Raw genomic sequence first — 16,850 nt, 5'->3', positions numbered from 1 at the left:
GGCTTGTGCCACCGATCATCACGCCGCATGAAGGCGACCATGGCTGATACACTCCGATTTTCGCCCAGCGCCGGCTGGGACGAGGTCCGGCAATTGCTGGGCCGCGAAATGCAGTTGCTCGTGGCGATTGCGGGCGTCTTCTTCCTGCTTCCGGGACTGGCGCTCTCCTTCCTGCTGCCGCCGATCGAGGATATCTCCAGTCTCGCGTCGATCATGGCGGCGATCCAGCCCTATCTGCCGTTGATCATCCTGGTCAGTCTGGTGCAGATGGTCGGTCAGCTTGCGATCTGGACCTTGGTCATGGCCTCGGACCGGCCGACGGTCGGCGAGGCGATCAAGGCGGCGCTCCTGTTCCTGCCCTTCTATTTCCTGATCAACATTCTCACCAACCTGATCGTCGGTGCGGGCCTCGTCCTGTTCATCATACCCGGCCTGTATCTCGCATGCCGGCTGGCGCCGGTCGGGGCGATCGCGATCAATGAGTCGATCCGCAATCCGTTGACCGCGATCCAGCGCAGTTTTCAGGTGACCAAGAGCAATGCCCTGCCGATTTTCGCCTTTCTCCTGATCGTGGGGATCGTCTTCCTGCTGATCTCGGTCGCGGTGTCGTTCGTGTTCGGCACGATATTCGCGATCTCCGGGCTCGAAATGGCGCCGGGCGGCACGGGCACGGCGCTGCTTGCCGTCATCACTGGTATCGTGTCGGCCGCCGGGACAACCATCTTCGCGCTGATGCAGGTTGCGATCTACCGCCAGCTGACGGGTGCCGGCACGCCCGAGGTTTTCGCCTAGCCTTCCAGTATCGGCACATGCGGCGCGCAATCGTGCGGCAGGATTCCGGCGAGGCGCGGATCGGGGAAGGTCTCGATCGCCCGTCCGCGCGGCACGAACCCCATCTTCCGGTAGAAGGCGAGCGCGTTGGGATGGTCGAGCGTGCAGGTATGAAGATGGACCCGGCCGATGTCGGGCTGCCAGGCCAGCGCGAGGGTCTGCATCATCAGCCAGCGGCCATATCCCTTGCCGGCAAGTTCGGGCACCAGCCCGAAAAACTGGATTTCGCATTGCTTCGCCTCGCGGAAATCGAGCTCGATCATTCCGACCTCGATACCCCGCCGGTCCTCGACGGCGTAAAACCGGATATCGGCGTGATTGATGACAGCGTCGAGCGCCTCATCCTCCATCACGAGCCGCGAGTACCAGAGCCAGGGCGCGCCGACCCGCTCGAACAATATCCGGTATTTGGCGAGGTCGACGGGCTGCCAGCGGGTGAGGCGGAGCGGAGCGGAAGGCAGGGGCGCCGGTTTGGGTTTTTCGCGCATGTCGAGATAGGTCACCACCTCCGCCACATGGCCGGGCGGTATCTCGATCAGCTTCATTTCCATATCGCGCGGGGCGGCAGGCTCATCAGGATTGCATCGATATTGCCGCCGGTCTTGAGCCCGAACAGGGTGCCGCGATCGTAAACGAGGTTGAACTCCGCATAGCGGCCTCGCCATTCGAGCATCCGGTCTTCCTCTTCTTGGGAAAATTCCTGGTCCATCCGTTTGCGCACGAGCGCCGGGAATGCTTTCAGGAACGCGTCGCCGACATGGTCGGCAAAGGCGAGGTGCGCGTTGAACGCATCGTCGCCGTCGATCTCCAGATGATCGAAGAAAATGCCGCCGACTCCGCGCGCGACATTGCGGTGCGGAATCCAGAAATATTCGTCCGCCCATTTGGAGAATCGCTCATAATCGGCCGGTTCGTGCGCATCGCACGCCTTGAACAGCTCGGCATGGAAGAAATCGGTATCCTCCTTGTAGGGGATCGGCGGATTGAGGTCCGCGCCGCCGCCGAACCAGCGTTTCGTTGTGTTGAGAAAGCGCAGATTCATGTGGATGGCGGGCACGTGCGGGTTAGCCATGTGCGCGACGAGGCTGATCCCCGTGGCGAAGAAGCGCGGGTCGGTTTCCGCGCCATGGATCGTTTTCGAGAATTCCTCGCTGAACTGGCCGGCCACGGTGGACACGTTGACCCCGGCCTTTTCGAAGACCTTGCCCTTGATCAGTCCCTGGACGCCGCCGCCGCCCGGCATGCCGGTTTCGTCGGGCCGCTCCCAAGGTGTGTAGACGAATTTCGCATCGCTCCCGGCTTCCGCCTCGATCGCCTCATATTCGGCGCAGATCCGGTCGCGCAGTTTCTCGAAAGCCGCGCGCGCGGCTTTCTGTTGGGCGTCGAGTTCGATCATCGGGGCCATTCTCCGGTTTGTCTCAATGCTTCGCCGAGAGCGATGCCCGTTGCGATGGCGACATTCAAGGAACGAAAGCCCGCCCGCACCGGAATGCGGATCCGCAGCGCCGCGGCATCATGGACATGATCGGGCACGCCCGCGCTTTCGGAGCCCGCCAGCAGCACATCGCCCGGGGCGAATCTGGCTTCGGGAAGCGGGGTATCGCCGGCCACGGTGAGGAGCGCGATCCGGCCGGGTTGCGACTCGCTGAAAGCGTTCCAGTCGGCGTGGCGATTCACTTCGGCCGCCGCGGCATAATCCATCCCCGCCCGTTTCAACCTGCGGTCCGAAAAGGGAAAACCGCACGGTTCGATGATGTCGACCTGTACTCCAAGACAGGTGGCGGTCCGCAATATCGTTCCCACATTTCCGGCGATATCGGGCTGGTACAGGGCAATTCGCATACCCCGTTCATTGGCATCGGACGGGCATTGTCACAAGCCGGTCAAAAACGCTGTTGGCAAATGGCCCTCAGGGCGGCTATCAGGCGCGCCAAGAAGCCGCTGGGGCAGGGCTGCGGCCCGTTCACTTGTCCCGATGTCCGATGAACCATGAAGGCCCGAGGAATGGCAACCGAAGACCATGTAGCACAGCCGGCCAGCGAACAGCCCGAAGAAGAGGGCGTGCGCCGACGCGATTTTCTCAACATTGCCGCGGTAAGCGTTGCCGGTGTCGGTGGCGTGATCGCGATTCTGCCGCTGGTGAACCAGATGAACCCGTCCGCAGACGTGCTGGCGCTGGCTTCGATCGATGTCGACCTTTCGGCCATCGAGCCCGGCCAGACGATCAAGACGAGCTGGCGCAAGCAGCCCCTGTTCATCCGCCATTTGACCGAGGCTGAAATCGAAGAGGCTCGCGCCGTTGACGTTTCGGAGCTTCGCGATCCGCAAACTCTTGCAGAGCGCACGGCAGAGGGTCACGAGCAATGGCTGATCTCGCTCGCCGTCTGCACCCATCTGGGCTGTATTCCGCTCGGTGCCGCGGCAGGAGAGAACAAGGGTGAATTCGGGGGCTATTTCTGCCCCTGTCACGGTTCGCACTACGACACTGCCGGCCGCATCCGCAAAGGCCCGGCTCCGACCAATCTTGTCGTGCCGGAGTATGAATTCACGTCCGACACAACCGTCACGATCGGGTAAGGCAGACAATTATGAGCTTCCCCTGGGCAGAACAGTACACCCCCAAATCCCCTTTCATGAAATGGATGGACGAACGGCTGCCTGTGCCGCGCCTCGTCTATAACTCCGTCGGCGCCGGCTATCCGGTGCCCCGGAACCTCAACTATTTCTGGAATTTCGGCGTGCTCGCCGGCCTCGCGCTGGTGATCCAGATCGTCACCGGTATCGTGCTCGCCATGCATTATGCGGCGAACAGCGAAATCGCCTTCGCCTCGGTCGAGCACATCATGCGTAACGTGAATTCGGGCTGGCTCATGCGCTATCTGCATGCGAACGGCGCGAGCTTCTTCTTCATCGTCGTCTATATCCATATCTTCCGCGGGCTCTATTTCGGCTCCTACAAGGCGCCGCGCGAAATGGTGTGGCTGCTGGGCCTCGTCATCTTCCTGTTGATGATGGCGACCGCGTTCATGGGTTATGTCCTGCCTTGGGGCCAGATGAGCTTCTGGGGCGCGCAGGTCATCACCGGCCTGTTTGCGGCGATCCCGCTGGTCGGCGAAACCATCCAGCAATGGCTGCTCGGCGGTTTCGCGCCGGATAATGCCGCGCTCAACCGCTTCTTCTCGCTCCACTATCTTCTGCCGTTCGTGATCGCCGGCTGCATCATCCTCCATATCTGGGCGCTGCATCTGCCGGGTTCGAACAACCCGACCGGCATCGACGTAAAGGGGCCGCAGGACACGATTCCCTTCCATCCTTATTATACGGCGAAGGACGGTTTCGGCGCCGGCGTGTTCCTGATCCTGCTGGCGTTCATGGTGTTCTTCGCGCCGAACTTCCTCGGCCATGCGGACAATTATATCGAGGCGAACCCGCTTTCGACTCCGGCACATATCGTCCCCGAATGGTATTTCTGGCCATTCTACGCGATCCTGCGCGCCTTTACCGTGGACTTCATCCTCCCGGCGAAGCTCTGGGGCGTGCTCGCGATGTTCGCGTCGATCCTGCTGCTGTTCTTCCTGCCCTGGCTCGACAAGTCGCCGGTGCGCTCGGGCAAGTTCCGTCCGCAGTTCAAGATCTGGTTCTGGGTGCTGGTCGTCGACATCCTGGTGCTCGGCTATTGCGGCGGTGCGCCGGCCGAAGAACCGTATGTCATGATCAGCCAGATCGCGTCGATGTACTATTTCGCACATTTCCTCATCATCCTGCCGTTGATTTCGCGGACGGAACGGCCCTTGCCGTTGCCGAACTCGATCACCGAAGCGGTGCTCGGCAAGGATAAGAGCGCGGCGCAGCCCGCAGCGGCCGAATAAGGGGTTTCGAGACATGGTTCGCGTTATTGGATTTCTCGTCGGCCTCGGCTTTGTGGGCGTGCTGGCCTATTCGCTGATTTTCGGGGCCATCGCCTTCGCCACCGAAGAAGAGGGCGGCCCGACGGCTTACGACTATCATGAATATGCGATGGACGTCAGCTTCCCGAGCGATGGCCCGCTGGGTCATTTCGACCGGCAGCAGCTGCAGCGCGGTTTCCAGGTATTCCGCGAGGTCTGCGCCGCCTGTCACAGCCTCGAATATGTCGCGTTCCGCAATCTGGCCGATCTCGGCTTTACCGAAGCCGAAGTCGATGCGATCGCCGATCAGTGGCCGATCCAGGTGCCGACGGTGGACGAGAATACGGGTGAGGATACGACCCGCAATGCGGTCGCGGCCGATCATTTCCCGCTGGTCTATGCCAATGAAGTCGCCGGCCGGGCCGCAAACAACAATGCCTATCCGCCCGACTTGTCGCTGATGACCAAGGCGCGCGGAGAAGGCGCGGCCTATCTCTATTCACTGCTCGTCGGCTATCAGGATCCGCCCGCGGATTTGCCGGAGGAACTGCAGCCGGGCGTCGGGCTCTATTACAATCCCTATTTTCCGAACCTCAATCTCGCGATGCCGACGCCCCTCTTTCCCGACCAGGTGACCTATGCCGACGGGACCGAAGCGACGGTCGAGCAAATGGCGTACGACGTTACGGCTTTCCTGATCTGGACGGCTGAACCCACGATGGAAGAACGCAAGGCGACCGGCTGGGCGGTGCTGATCTTCCTGATCTTCCTCACGACGCTGGCCTTCCTCGCCTACAAGAATATCTGGCGCGACCAGAAGCATTGATCGTGAGCGGCGGGGCTGAGCGCAACGCCGATCTGAAGGCGCTGGTCCGAACGATCCCCGACTTTCCGAAGCCGGGGATCCAGTTTCGCGATATTACGACGTTGCTGCTGGACCCTGCGGGGTTCGCGACGTCGGTCGAGCGGCTCGCCGCGATGGCCGACGGACCGATCGACGCGGTTGCCGGCGTCGAGGCGAGAGGGTTCGTGTTCGGCGCGGCGCTGGCGCGCGAAATGGGGGCGGGGCTCGTGCTCGTGCGCAAGCGCGGCAAGCTGCCCGGAAAGACGCTGACCGAGGATTATGCGCTCGAATATGGCAGCGACAGCCTCGAGATGCATCATGACGCGATCCCGCAGGGCGCGCGCATCCTGCTCGTCGACGATCTGCTCGCGACCGGAGGGACCGCACTGGCCGCCGTCAGGCTGTTGCGGGGCGCGGGAGCGACCGTCGGTCAGTCGCTGTTCGTGATCGATCTGCCGGATCTGGGCGGCGGCGTGAAACTGCGCGAGGCCGGCGTTTCGGTTGAATCGCTGGTCGAATTCGAGGGCGATTAGCAACATACCGTCATTGCGAGCGCAGCGAAGCAATCCAGAGCGGCAAGCGAAACGCCCGTGGCTCTGGATTGCCGCGTCGCCTTCGGCTCCTCGCAATGACGAAAGATGAGCACCAATGCTTATCCCGGCCTTATTCTTTCTGCGGCCGCTTCCGGATCAATCCGATCGAAATGAACGACAACACGGCGTCGTCATCCTGGTTGAAAACCGTCGTGCGCCCTCGGTAGGAGCCCATCTCCGGGCGGCTCTTGGACGGGGTCTTGTCCAGTATCTCGCTTTCGCAGCGCAGGACGTCGTCCGGAAAAACCGGCCGGAACCAGCGCAATTCGTCGACACCCGCGCCGCCCAGCCCCGCCTGCCGGTTGCTTTCCATATTGCCGACGATCATCCGCATCGCCATCGCGCAGGTGTGCCAGCCGCTCGCGGCGATCTTGCTGAAATGTGTTTTCGCCGCCGCCTCGTCGTCGAGATGAAAAGGCTGGGGATCATATTTGGAAGCAAACTCAATAACTTCCTCGCGCGTTACTTCATAGCGGCCGAAAGCGGATTTCGAGCCGGGCTCGATATCTTCGAAATAGATCATGCAGTCATACTATCACAACTTTACGCTTACGCAAACGTAAAGTTGGTCACACATTGAACTTGAACAGCATCACATCGCCGTCGGCGACGGTGTAATCCTTGCCTTCCTGCCGCAATTTTCCGGCGTCCCGTGCGCCCGCCTCGCCGTTACATGCCACAAAATCGTCGAACCCGATGGTTTCGGCGCGGATGAAGCCGCGCTCGAAATCGGTGTGGATGACGCCGGCCGCTTGGGGCGCCTTGGCATTGCGTGCGACCGTCCAGGCGCGCGCTTCCTTGGGCCCGGCGGTGAAGAAGGTGATAAGGTCGAGCAGCTGATAACCGGCGCGGATGACGCGGGCGAGACCGGTCTCCTCAAGGCCCAGATCGGCCAGGAATTCAGGCCGGTCCTCGGGATCCATCGTGATGATTTCCGCCTCGATCGCCGCCGAGATGACGACCGCTTCCGCCCCTTCGGCCTTCGCTTTCTCAAAGACCTGTGCGCTGTGCTCGTTGCCGGTCGCCGCCGATGCCTCGTCGACATTGCAGACATAGAGTACGGGCTTCGCGGTCAGCAGCTGAGCCTCGCGGAACAGCCGCGCTTCCTCCTCGTCCCTGGGCTCGGTCAGCCGTGCCGGCTTGCCGTCCTTCAGCAGGTCGAGCGCCTGTCCCAGCACGGATGCAATGGTCTTGGCCTGTTTGTCGCCGCCGGTTGCGCGGCGCCTGGCGTTTTCGACCCGCTTTTCGACCGATTCGAGATCGGCGAGCAGCAGTTCGGTCTCGACCGTTTCCGCATCGGCGATCGGATCGATCCGGTTGTCGACATGCTGGATGTCGTCATCCTCGAAGCAGCGCAGGACATGGACGATCGCATCGACCTCGCGGATATTGGCGAGAAACTGGTTGCCCAGACCTTCGCCCTTGGACGCGCCTTTGACGAGCCCGGCGATATCGACGAATTCGAGCTGCGTTTCGATCTTCTGCGCCGATCCCGCAATCTCGGCGATCCGGTCGATCCGCGGATCGGGCACCGCGACCTTCCCGACATTCGGCTCGATCGTGCAGAAGGGATAGTTGGCCGCCTGCGCCGCCTGCGTCTCCGTAAGCGCGTTGAAGAGGGTCGACTTGCCGACATTGGGCAGGCCGACAATACCGCATTTGAAACCCATGATTGTCTTTCGGTTTGTTCGACTGTTCGGCAGCCAGATAGGCTCAATCGAGAACCGATTCCACCCAGGGCGCGAATTGGCTGCCGCCATACATGGCAAGCTGGGTTTCCCGCGACACCTGGTTGATCACCTGCTGCGGGATCCGGGTCGGATGGACGGCGCGGCGCAGCGGCCGGGTGCCCGGCGGCATGGCGATGATTTCGGCGATAGCGTGCGGAATATCCATCGGGTCGGTGTCGCGCCCGCCGCCGGTCCGCATCGCGTTCTGCACGAACGCCGGATAGGCGGCTTCCTCCGCGTCGCTCAGCCGGTCCAGCAGCTGCTCGGTGTAGCGATTGGAGTTGCGCCAGATATCGGTCGGATAGCCGCCGGGCTGGATGATCGTGACCTCCACGCCGTGCGGCACCAGCTCATAGGCCATTTGCTCGCTCATCGCCTCGACCGCGAACTTGGTCGCGCAATAATGGCCATAGCCGATGGCGATGACCCGGCCGAGCTGCGAGGAGACGTTGAAGATCTGGCCCGAACCGCGCGCCCGCATGCCCGGCAGCACGGCCCGCGCCATGCGCTGATAGCCGAACACATTGGTGTCGAAGATCAGCTTCGTCGCATCCATGTCCTGCAGCTCGACCGTCAGCCCGTTGCCGATCCCGGCATTGTTGACGAGCACGTCGACCATACCGCCGTTCAGCTCCCGCTCGATCGTGGCGATCGCGTCGGCGATCTCATAGTCGAGCAGGACGTCGAGCCGCATCACAGCAAGATCGAGATTTTCCTCCTCTGCGATCCGCGTCAACTCCTCCGCTTCGGGCCGCGGCGTGTTGCGCATCGTCGCGAAGACCTTGGCGCCCGCCCGTGCATAATGAAGCGCGCCGAGATAGCCGAAACCGGACGAGCAGCCGGTGATCAGAATCGATTTGCCGGAGAGGTCTGGCGTTGCGGCCTCGGCGGCGCCCGATTGCGCGCTCGATTGGGCGCAGGCCGGCATCGCGGAAAGGGCGGCAACGGCGGCGGTCCCGGCGAGCAAATGACGGCGGCTGATCGATGACATGGCATATTCTCCTGTTATGGGCAGGAGCTTATCACGACTGGGCCGGTTCTGCAGCTTCGCCAGCGATGAGCGGTAGCATCCGTGCGTCCTTGATCGCCGCCGTGCGGTGGCCGATACCCGTGAGATACTCGGCATCATTCGACCAGGCGACGAAGCTGTCAACGCTCACCTGCCTGACCAGCATCGCCTTGTCCCACCGTTCGCCTGCCGGGCCGATCAGCCATGGGCCGCCGTCGCCGAGAAAAAGTAGCTCGCCGCCGCTGCTTTGCAGGAACGGCAAGGTATGCGCGACATAGAGATCGAACGCCTCGGCGCCGCTGATCGGGGCCGCCGGCGCGATATCCGGGAAGCCCGTGTAATCCGCGGTTTCGCGGAAACGCAGCAGATTGAGCATCACCACCGGGCCCTGAATGCCGCGCATGATGAAATCGCGCCCCGCTTCGGGCGTCACGTCGAGATGGGGCTGTTCGGTCATTCTAGCTTTCCGTCTGCATCCTCAGCGCCACCTCGTTCAGGAACCGCGCATCGTCGCCCTTGGCGAGCCATTCGGCCTCGGCGGCGATCGCGCCGAGCAGGTCGGTCAGCGGTTCGATCTCGGCCTTGGAATAATTGCCGAGCACATGACGGGTTACGCGCGCCTTGTCGCCCGGATGGCCGATGCCGATGCGGACGCGGCGGAAATCGTTGCCGATATGCGCGTCGGTCGAGCGGATGCCGTTATGCCCGGCCGTTCCGCCGCCGCGCTTTACCCGGGTCTTGAACGGTTCGAGATCGAGCTCGTCGTAGAAGACGGTGACGTCCTCGGGATCGAGCTTGTAGAAGCGCATCGCCTCGCCGATCGACTGGCCGGACTTGTTCATGAAGGTGGCGGGTTTCAGCAGCAGGATCTTTTCGCCGCCGATCCGGCCTTCCTGCGTCCAGCCCTGAAAGCGCGTGCGGACGCTGTCGAAGCCATGCACTTCGGCGATCGCGTCGGCCGCCATGAAGCCGACATTGTGCCGCTGCATGCTGTGCTCCGCGCCCGGATTGCCGAGGCCCACCCATAATTGCATGATCTGTGCGCTGCCTTTCCGTGCGTGCCGTATCGCCCAAAAGAAAACCGGCCTGTTCGATAGAACAAGCCGGCCTTCCTATCCACTGTGTGCGGAAAAAGCGGGGAGGGGACTTAGCTGTCCTCTCCGCCTTCGCCGTCCTCGCCATCGCCCTGTGCGGTGGTCGGGACTTCGTCGGCTGCCACTTCTTCGCCTTCTTCGCCCTCTTCGCCTTCCTCTTCTTCGCTGTCGGCGCGCTTGAGTGCGGACGGAGCAACGACGCCGGCAATGGTGAAGTCGCGGTCGTCGATCGCCGAGGTCACGCCCTCGGGCAGCTCGACCTGCGAGATATGAACCGAATCGCCGACCTCGAGACCGTCCAGTTCGACGACGATTTCGCTCGGAATATCGTCGGCCGGGCAGGTGAGCTCGAGCTCGTGACGCACGACGTTGAGAACGCCGCCGCGCTTGAGGCCGGGCGATTCTTCTTCGTTGACGAACGACACGGGCACGGCGAGCGTAACGGTCGCGCCCTTGCCGATGCGCAGGAAGTCGACATGCATCGGGCGATCATTGACCGGGTGGAACTGCACGTCCTTCGGCAGCGCATTGGTCTTGCTGCCGCCGATATCGAGCGAGACGAGGCTGTTCATGAAATGGCCGGTATGCAGCAGTTTCATGAGCTCGCGCTCTGCGAGGTGAATGGGTTCCGGGTCCTTCTTGTCGCCGTAGATTACGGCGGGTACTCGACCTTCGCGACGCATTGCGCGAGAGGCTCCCTTGCCCGCTCGCTCGCGCGCTTCGGCCGACAAAGTCAGCTGATCGCTCATCTGATGTCTCCAAATCGCTGGTTGGTTAGTGTCTCATCGCCCGCCACGCCTCCAGGGGGCACATGGCGGGGAAGCGGGGCGTATAGAGGGGAAGGTGGAGTTTGGCAACTGTTTGTCAGACTCTCACATTCGTTCGAGCGCCGCACCGGCCCGCGCCCCCTCCCGGCCTTCCACTAGGGCATACTCAATGGGAGGCCGGGAGGGGGCGCGGGCCGGTGCGGCGCCTGAGCGACAGCGAAGGTCTGACGAACAAACGCCTACTGAACCCTTGCCACTTCGATACCGGCGGCGCGCAGGAAATCCTGAACCGATTCCTGGCCCGCCAGATGCCCGGCGCCGACGGCGACGAAGACGGTGCCGGGTTCGGCGAGCCGCTCGCCGATCCAGGTCGCCCAGTCCGCATTGCGGCGGGTCAGCAGCGCTTCGCGCAGCGGCTCGGAAAAGGACAGTTCGTCGTCGAAGGTCATCGCGATCGCCGCTTCGTCGCCAGTGCGCCAGGCGTTCAGCATCGCATCGAACTCTTCCCGGATATCCTCGGGCGTGTCGATGACCGAACTCAGGAAATGGCGCTGCGCCTCTTCCGGTAACCCGTCGAAAAAGCCGAGCTGTTCGGCCGGGGTTTCGAGCCCGGTGACGGGCTTGTCGGCGAGCTGGAACACCAGTTCGAGCTGCTCCTCGACGCCGTTTTCGGGATCGAGGCCGAGATCGTTGAGCGTCACGCCCACCAGCATCAGCGAGGCGGCCCAGGTCTCCAGCCCGTTCAGGAAGGATTCAGGGAAGGGGCCGCGCTCGATCATCGAGGTCAGCTGCGGCAGCAGTTCGGGATCGACCCGCGCGCCGATCGGCGGCAGGTCGGCCGAGACGCCGAGCCGCATCAGCAGCAGCGCGGCGTCGCTCTGTCCGACCGACGTCACGGTTTCGAGCACGAGCAGGTCGGACTCGTCGAGCGCCGCGTCGATGGTCGCGTTGCGCCACTCGAAGCCCTGCGGCAGCACATGGATCGTCCCGAACAGCCAGATCGTGGTGTCCTCGTCGGAGACGCGCCAGAGCGCCGGGGCGTCGCCTGCCGGTACCGTAACCGGGGCGGGAGCGACCGTCTGCGGCGTCTGGGCGGGCGCACAGGCCGCGAACAGCAGGGCGAAAAGGGCGGCGGCGAGCGATGTGATCTTCATGACGACCGCCTATCCGCGATTTGATCGGCAAAGAAAAGCCCGGATCAGTGCGTGCGCTCTACCGTATGACCGCGCGCGTCGAGCATGGTCTGCAACGAGACCGACCCCGCGAGGTGGCAGGCCCCGACCGCGAACAGCACATCGCCGGGCCGGTCGAGCCGTTCGACGAGCCATTCGGTCCAATCGGCATTGCGCCGGCGCAGCAGGATTTCGCGCAGCTCGGGCGGGAAGCTCTCCTCGTCGTCGCATTCGGCATCCATTCTTGCGACATCGCCGGCGGCCCAGCTGCGGAGCGCCTCCTCTTCATCGGCTCCGTCTTCCGGCTCGATCGCCACCAGGCTTTCGAGCAGCTCGCGCTGGCCGTCGGGAGTCAGGTTGCGGAAGAAATCGATCTGCTCCATCGGCGTCTCGACCGCATCGATCGGCTTGCCCTGGGCGGTGAAGATATCGGTCAGCTGATATTCGACCCCGGTCGGCTCTTCGGCGCCCTCCGGGTCGCCATAGATATTCTGGAGCGAGGAGGCGATCAGATAGAGCGCGACGACCCAGGTTTCGAGCGCGTCGAGCTCGTCCCCGCCGAATCCCGAATATTTGATCAGCGTGTAGAGCGGCATCCGGTATTCGGGCGACACCCGTTCCAGGATCGATACCGGCTTGTCGAGCGTCATATCGTCGACGAGGGACCCGAGCTCTGTGAACACCCCGTCCGCATCTTCGTCCCGCGTTTCGAGGACGAGTTCGTCGGCCTCGCGGATGATCGCGTCGAGATCGGGGCTGCGCCAGGCGAAATCGTGCGGCAGGACGTGATTGGTCCCGAACAGCCAGATCCGGGTGTCCTCGTCGGCGAGCAGCCAGATCGCCGGCTGCGGCGCGCCGTCTTCCAGGGTCCGTACCGGCTCGTCCGCGCGTTCGGCGGCAGGCGCCGCGGCGGGCAGGGCGATCGCGACCGCCGCCAGGATAGGGGTCAATATTGTGAACCGCATAGATGCTGCCTTTGCCGGTTTTCCATATCGTCACCTCCATTCGGCTAGTCGTCAACCGCCGAACCGCGGCGACAGCGGAAAATGCGCTGTGGGCATCCGCGCCAGCCTCCGCTTGACCCGCGCGGCTGCTTGCGCCAATCCGCGCGCACGATTTATTGCAACTGCGAAGGCATGTCCTGAGCACAGCCGAAGGGCCGATCCTTGAGCGACACCACCCCGCTCAGTTTCCAGCGACTTATCCTCACCCTCCATGATTATTGGAGCGCGCGGGGTTGCGTGATCCTGCAGCCCTATGACCTTGAAATGGGGGCCGGAACCTTCCACCCGGCGACCACCCTGCGCGCGCTCGGCCCCGACCCCTGGAAAGCGGCCTATGTCCAGCCTTCGCGTCGCCCGACCGACGGCCGCTATGGCGAGAATCCGAACCGGCTCCAGCATTACTATCAGTATCAGGTGGTGCTGAAGCCGAGCCCGCCCGATATCCAGCAGCTCTATCTCGACAGCCTCGTCGCGATCGGCATCGATCCGCTCAAGCACGATATCCGCTTCGTCGAGGACGACTGGGAAAGCCCGACGCTGGGCGCCTGGGGACTGGGCTGGGAGGTCTGGTGCGACGGGATGGAAGTCACCCAGTTCACCTACTTTCAGCAAGTCGGCGGGTTCGACTGCAAGCCGGTCTCGGGCGAACTGACCTATGGGCTCGAACGGCTGGCGATGTACATCCAGGGCGTCGACAGCGTCTACGATCTCGCCTTCAACGACGTTCCTGTTGAAGAGGGGGGCGTAACCTATGGCGACGTGTTCCTCGATAACGAGAAGCAATTCAGCGCCTGGAATTTCGAGCACGCGAACACCGAAACGCTGTTCCAATGGTTCAGGGACGCGGCGGCCGAGTGCAAGGCGTGTATCGAGGCCGAACTTCCGCTGCCCGCCTATGACCAGGCGATCAAGGCCAGCCATATCTTCAACCTGCTCCAGGCGCGCGGCGTGATCTCGGTCGCCGAGCGCCAGGCCTATATCGGCCGGGTGCGGGATTTGGCGGTGGGCGCGTGCGAGGCGCATATGGCGAGGAACGGGTGGGCGGAGCCATCCCAGGCTCCATCGGCGCCTGGCGACGATGGAAAGATGGCGGAGGGGGCGTGATGGTGCAGCTTTCTGCGGTTCTCGACTTCGCTCGAACCTGTCCCTCGACTTCGCTCGGGACAAACGGGTCAACCCAAAACTCCGTCCATGCCGAGCGTAGTCGAGGCACAATGTCGAGCGCAGCCGAGACATGGTTTCGCACGCAGGAGCCAGCCCATGGCTGATTTCCTGCTCGAACTGCTGTCCGAGGAAATCCCGGCGCGGATGCAGCGCAAGGCGCGCGAAGATCTCGAACGCCTGTTTAAGGCCGAGCTCGATGGCGCGGGGCTTACGGCCGAAAGCATAGAAACCTTCTCCACGCCGCGCCGGCTGGCGCTGATCGCGCGCGGGCTTCCGCAAGAAACCGAGGCGGTGCGCGAGGAGCGCAAGGGGCCGAAAGCCGACGCGCCTGACCAAGCAATCGACGGGTTCCTGCGCTCGACCGGCCTGGCGCGCGGCGATCTCGAAACCCGCGACGTCAAGGGCAAGTCGACCCTTTTCGCGGTCATCGACAAGCCCGGCCGCGCAACCAAGGACGTGCTCGGCGAAGCCATCCCCGCGATCATCCGCGCCTTTCCCTGGCCCAAATCGATGCGCTGGGGCGCGGCCTCGATCAGCACCGAAAGCCTGCGCTGGGTCCGCCCGCTGCAGGGCATCGTCGCGATACTTGGCGAAGATCTCGTCGAATGCGAAATCGACGGCATTGCGTCCGGTTATGAGACGGTCGGCCATCGCTTCCATCATAGCGGAGCATTGGCAGCAGAAGTGGGAACCGGTTCTGCGTCCGACAATGCGACCAACAAAAATGCCGTGATCACCATCGGCGGCGCGGACGATTATGCGGAAAAGCTGCGCGCCTGCCATGTGATCGTCGATCACAAGGAGCGCGAGGGGATCATCCGCGCGCGCGCCAATGCGCTGGCCGAAGAGGCGGGGCTGACGCGCAAACAGGATCCGGGGCTGGTCGAGGAAAATGCCGGGCTGACCGAATGGCCGGCGCCGTTGCTGGGCGCATTCGACGAAGCCTTTCTCGCCGTCGCGCCCGAAGCGATCACGCTCGCGATGCGCAGCCACCAGAAATATTTCGCCTGCCTGAAACCCGATGGCAGCCTCTCGCCGCACTTCATCTGCGTCGCCAATATCGAAGCCGCGGACGATGGCGCGCATGTCGTCGCCGGCAATGAGAAAGTGCTCGCCGCGCGGCTGTCCGACGCCAAATTCTTCTGGGAGCAGGACCAGAAGGTGAGCCTTGCCGAGCATGCGAAAAAGCTCGACCAGATCGTTTTTCACGAAAAACTTGGCACCTTAGCCGACAAGGTGGACCGGGTCGCGAAGCTTGCAAGATGGCTGGTCGAGGAAGGGATTGTTCCTCCCTCTCCCCTTGTGGGAGAGGGCCGGGGTGAGGGGCGCGAGGCCGGAACGGCATCGCCGATAAAAGTTTCTTCGGGCGCAGACGCGCCCGGCCCCTCACCCAACCCTCTCCCACAAGGGGAGAGGGCTATTCTCGCCGACAAGGCCGAACAGGCCGCGCGCCTCGCCAAGGCCGATCTTGTCACCGGCATGGTCGGCGAATTCGCGGACCTGCAGGGCATCATGGGCGGCTATTATGCGGCCAATGAAGGGCTGGACGACGAAGTCGCCGCCGCGATCCGCGACCACTACAAGCCGGTCGGACAGGGTGACGAAGTGCCGACCGCGCCCGTGACGGTCGCGGTATCGCTGGCGGATAAGATCGACACGATAACTGGTTTTTTTGGGATCAATGAAAAACCGACCGGTTCGAAGGACCCGTTCGCAATTCGTCGCGCAGGGCTTGGCGTAATTAGCCTGATTCTTACCAATGGACTGCGTTGCAGCATGCAAGCTTTGCTTGGCCAAGCGCTAATGCAGCACGGTCGATTTTGGTGGTCTCGCCTCGTTGGTAAAGCACAAGAGGTCGACAGTTTGATAACTGGGAGAATGCAGGGCTTTCTAGATCTCGCTGCGCGTGCTTCGGTCAGGCCGACCAAATACGAAGGCACCAGCATAGAGGACGTACTGAATGAGCGGCTTCGCGATGAGGAAGATGTCGAGAAAGCCGTATTTGTATTCGCTGATATGAAGCAACTTGAGATCGTTCCGTTTTTTGGAGAGCGGCTCTCTGTCCAACAACGTGACGAAGGCGTTCGACATGATGTGATTACGTCCGTTTTTTCTCAGGGAGGAGAAACGGATCTCGTCCGGCTGCTCGCCCGCGTCAAAGCGTTGCAGGCGTTTCTCAAGACCGCTGACGGCGCAAACCTGCTCGCCGGGTACAAGCGCGCGGCCAATATCCTCAAAAAGGAAGGGTGGGACGGTGTTCCCTCTCGCCTTGTGGGAGAGGGCCAGGGTGAGGGGCGCGATGCCGAAACGGCATTGCCAACAAAGAGTCATTCGGGCGCGGACGCGCCCGACCCCTCACCTCAATCCTCTCCCACAAGGGGAGAGGAAGTTGGACTATCCTATTCCCCCGAACCCGAAGAGGCGCTGCTGCGTGAGGCGCTCGAGCGGGCCGAGCCCGAGGCCGAAGCCGCGATCGAGCGCGAGGATTTCGAGGGGGCGATGGCGGCGCTCGCTACGTTGCGCAAGCCGATCGACGCGTTCTTCGACAAGGTGACCGTCAACGATGAGGACCCGGTCAAGCGCGCTGCGCGGCTTCAAATGTTGGAGCGGATGCGCGATGCTGTGCACCGGGTCGCGGACTTCTCCAGGATCGAAGGCGGCGGATAGGAAATTGTGTTTCAAGGGCGAGCCTGTCCGGCCTTTTTTGGGGCTCGCCTGTGTCAACCAGTGTCAACCGAGTGAAGGAAAGCGGCCG

General features: G+C 62.8%; 18 protein-coding genes. 7 read left to right on the top strand and 11 right to left on the bottom strand.

From position 1 onward, the window contains the following. Window positions 1-39: 39 nt before the first annotated feature. Window positions 40-792 carry a hypothetical protein gene (locus tag HFP57_RS05480; RefSeq protein WP_176868839.1) on the top strand — a complete coding sequence of 251 codons (753 nt, stop codon included), beginning with the start codon at window positions 40-42 and terminating at the stop codon, window positions 790-792. Here HFP57_RS05480 and HFP57_RS05475 read toward each other — a convergent pair. From HFP57_RS05475 to HFP57_RS05465, 3 genes are read right to left on the bottom strand one after another with little or no spacing between them, the layout of a single operon-like run. Then, the gene (locus HFP57_RS05475) at window positions 789-1,376 is read right to left on the bottom strand and encodes a GNAT family N-acetyltransferase (protein ID WP_176868838.1); all 588 of its coding nucleotides are present in this window, start codon (window positions 1,374-1,376) and stop codon (window positions 789-791) included. The two genes, HFP57_RS05480 and HFP57_RS05475, sit on opposite strands and share 4 nt — an antisense overlap. Continuing rightward, complete coding sequence (hemF, locus tag HFP57_RS05470) at window positions 1,373-2,227, bottom strand: oxygen-dependent coproporphyrinogen oxidase (RefSeq protein WP_425500728.1); 855 nt, start codon at window positions 2,225-2,227, stop codon at window positions 1,373-1,375. The genes HFP57_RS05475 and hemF overlap by 4 nt, the downstream gene beginning before the upstream one ends. After that, on the bottom strand, window positions 2,224-2,673 hold the full coding sequence (locus tag HFP57_RS05465) for a tRNA (cytidine(34)-2'-O)-methyltransferase (protein ID WP_176868836.1): 450 nt from the start codon (window positions 2,671-2,673) through the stop codon (window positions 2,224-2,226). The genes hemF and HFP57_RS05465 overlap by 4 nt, the downstream gene beginning before the upstream one ends. A 162-nt stretch (window positions 2,674-2,835) precedes the next feature. Here HFP57_RS05465 and petA point away from each other — a divergent pair, with 162 nt between their 5' ends. Genes petA through HFP57_RS05445 form a run of 4 tightly spaced genes read left to right on the top strand, consistent with a single transcriptional unit; the run spans window position 2,836 to window position 6,095 of the window. Then, window positions 2,836-3,408, top strand: coding sequence for a ubiquinol-cytochrome c reductase iron-sulfur subunit (petA, locus tag HFP57_RS05460; RefSeq protein WP_176868835.1), 573 nt, complete (start codon window positions 2,836-2,838; stop codon window positions 3,406-3,408). Window positions 3,409-3,419: 11 nt separating this feature from the next. Continuing rightward, window positions 3,420-4,700 (top strand): cytochrome b, encoded by a 1,281-nt coding sequence (locus HFP57_RS05455; RefSeq protein ID WP_176868834.1) that lies wholly within the window; start codon window positions 3,420-3,422, stop codon window positions 4,698-4,700. A 13-nt stretch (window positions 4,701-4,713) separates the two neighbouring features. Then, on the top strand, window positions 4,714-5,544 hold the full coding sequence (locus HFP57_RS05450) for a cytochrome c1 (protein WP_176868833.1): 831 nt from the start codon (window positions 4,714-4,716) through the stop codon (window positions 5,542-5,544). Window positions 5,545-5,546: 2 nt separating this feature from the next. Further along, window positions 5,547-6,095: an adenine phosphoribosyltransferase gene (locus tag HFP57_RS05445; RefSeq protein ID WP_246263411.1), complete on the top strand. Its 549-nt coding sequence runs from the start codon at window positions 5,547-5,549 to the stop codon at window positions 6,093-6,095. 130 nt (window positions 6,096-6,225) lie between these two features. On the opposite strand, the gene HFP57_RS05440 is transcribed toward HFP57_RS05445, so the two are convergent. The 8 genes from HFP57_RS05440 to HFP57_RS05405 all read right to left on the bottom strand — a co-directional run bounded on the left by HFP57_RS05440 (window position 6,226) and on the right by HFP57_RS05405 (window position 12,892). Further along, window positions 6,226-6,678, bottom strand: coding sequence for a MaoC family dehydratase (locus HFP57_RS05440; RefSeq protein WP_176868832.1), 453 nt, complete (start codon window positions 6,676-6,678; stop codon window positions 6,226-6,228). 46 nt (window positions 6,679-6,724) lie between these two features. Next, window positions 6,725-7,825: a redox-regulated ATPase YchF gene (gene ychF / locus HFP57_RS05435; protein ID WP_176868831.1), complete on the bottom strand. Its 1,101-nt coding sequence runs from the start codon at window positions 7,823-7,825 to the stop codon at window positions 6,725-6,727. A gap of 43 nt (window positions 7,826-7,868) precedes the next feature. After that, window positions 7,869-8,876, bottom strand: coding sequence for an SDR family NAD(P)-dependent oxidoreductase (locus HFP57_RS05430; RefSeq protein ID WP_176868830.1), 1,008 nt, complete (start codon window positions 8,874-8,876; stop codon window positions 7,869-7,871). 31 nt (window positions 8,877-8,907) lie between these two features. Then, a complete protein-coding gene (locus HFP57_RS05425) occupies window positions 8,908-9,351 on the bottom strand; it encodes a DUF1330 domain-containing protein (RefSeq protein WP_176868829.1) in 444 nt (147 codons plus the stop codon). 1 nt (window position 9,352) lies between these two features. After that, window positions 9,353-9,928 carry an aminoacyl-tRNA hydrolase gene (gene pth, locus HFP57_RS05420; protein ID WP_176868828.1) on the bottom strand — a complete coding sequence of 192 codons (576 nt, stop codon included), beginning with the start codon at window positions 9,926-9,928 and terminating at the stop codon, window positions 9,353-9,355. Window positions 9,929-10,041: 113 nt separating this feature from the next. Continuing rightward, on the bottom strand, window positions 10,042-10,737 hold the full coding sequence (locus HFP57_RS05415) for a 50S ribosomal protein L25/general stress protein Ctc (RefSeq protein ID WP_176868827.1): 696 nt from the start codon (window positions 10,735-10,737) through the stop codon (window positions 10,042-10,044). Between the two features lie 257 nt (window positions 10,738-10,994). Then, window positions 10,995-11,909, bottom strand: a complete 915-nt coding sequence (locus HFP57_RS05410; protein ID WP_176868826.1) for a TraB/GumN family protein — start codon at window positions 11,907-11,909, stop codon at window positions 10,995-10,997. 44 nt (window positions 11,910-11,953) lie between these two features. Further along, window positions 11,954-12,892, bottom strand: a complete 939-nt coding sequence (locus tag HFP57_RS05405; protein ID WP_176868825.1) for a TraB/GumN family protein — start codon at window positions 12,890-12,892, stop codon at window positions 11,954-11,956. Window positions 12,893-13,093: 201 nt separating this feature from the next. On the opposite strand from HFP57_RS05405, the gene HFP57_RS05400 reads away from it, so the two are divergent. Both HFP57_RS05400 and glyS read left to right on the top strand, forming a co-directional pair. Next, window positions 13,094-14,035, top strand: coding sequence for a glycine--tRNA ligase subunit alpha (locus HFP57_RS05400; protein ID WP_176868824.1), 942 nt, complete (start codon window positions 13,094-13,096; stop codon window positions 14,033-14,035). A 156-nt stretch (window positions 14,036-14,191) separates the two neighbouring features. After that, window positions 14,192-16,762 (top strand): glycine--tRNA ligase subunit beta, encoded by a 2,571-nt coding sequence (gene glyS, locus HFP57_RS05395; RefSeq protein ID WP_176868823.1) that lies wholly within the window; start codon window positions 14,192-14,194, stop codon window positions 16,760-16,762. Window positions 16,763-16,850: the final 88 nt, after the last annotated feature.

This window comes from Parasphingopyxis algicola, assembly GCF_013378075.1.
GTDB classification, from domain to species: Bacteria; Pseudomonadota; Alphaproteobacteria; order Sphingomonadales; family Sphingomonadaceae; genus Parasphingopyxis; species Parasphingopyxis algicola.
Note: the sequence above shows the minus strand (reverse complement) of the source record. Positions and strands in the feature narration are given on the sequence as shown.

Coding starts and splice junctions, on each gene's coding strand:
- HFP57_RS05480 (WP_176868839.1), top strand. CDS start 40: ATGGCTGATACACTCCGATTTTCGCCCAGCGCCGGCTGGGACGAGGTC.
- HFP57_RS05475 (WP_176868838.1), bottom strand. CDS start 1,376: ATGAAGCTGATCGAGATACCGCCCGGCCATGTGGCGGAGGTGGTGACC.
- hemF (WP_425500728.1), bottom strand. CDS start 2,227: ATGATCGAACTCGACGCCCAACAGAAAGCCGCGCGCGCGGCTTTCGAG.
- HFP57_RS05465 (WP_176868836.1), bottom strand. CDS start 2,673: ATGCGAATTGCCCTGTACCAGCCCGATATCGCCGGAAATGTGGGAACG.
- petA (WP_176868835.1), top strand. CDS start 2,836: ATGGCAACCGAAGACCATGTAGCACAGCCGGCCAGCGAACAGCCCGAA.
- HFP57_RS05455 (WP_176868834.1), top strand. CDS start 3,420: ATGAGCTTCCCCTGGGCAGAACAGTACACCCCCAAATCCCCTTTCATG.
- HFP57_RS05450 (WP_176868833.1), top strand. CDS start 4,714: ATGGTTCGCGTTATTGGATTTCTCGTCGGCCTCGGCTTTGTGGGCGTG.
- HFP57_RS05440 (WP_176868832.1), bottom strand. CDS start 6,678: ATGATCTATTTCGAAGATATCGAGCCCGGCTCGAAATCCGCTTTCGGC.
- ychF (WP_176868831.1), bottom strand. CDS start 7,825: ATGGGTTTCAAATGCGGTATTGTCGGCCTGCCCAATGTCGGCAAGTCG.
- HFP57_RS05430 (WP_176868830.1), bottom strand. CDS start 8,876: ATGTCATCGATCAGCCGCCGTCATTTGCTCGCCGGGACCGCCGCCGTT.
- HFP57_RS05425 (WP_176868829.1), bottom strand. CDS start 9,351: ATGACCGAACAGCCCCATCTCGACGTGACGCCCGAAGCGGGGCGCGAT.
- pth (WP_176868828.1), bottom strand. CDS start 9,928: ATGCAATTATGGGTGGGCCTCGGCAATCCGGGCGCGGAGCACAGCATG.
- HFP57_RS05415 (WP_176868827.1), bottom strand. CDS start 10,737: ATGAGCGATCAGCTGACTTTGTCGGCCGAAGCGCGCGAGCGAGCGGGC.
- HFP57_RS05410 (WP_176868826.1), bottom strand. CDS start 11,909: ATGAAGATCACATCGCTCGCCGCCGCCCTTTTCGCCCTGCTGTTCGCG.
- HFP57_RS05405 (WP_176868825.1), bottom strand. CDS start 12,892: ATGCGGTTCACAATATTGACCCCTATCCTGGCGGCGGTCGCGATCGCC.
- glyS (WP_176868823.1), top strand. CDS start 14,192: ATGGCTGATTTCCTGCTCGAACTGCTGTCCGAGGAAATCCCGGCGCGG.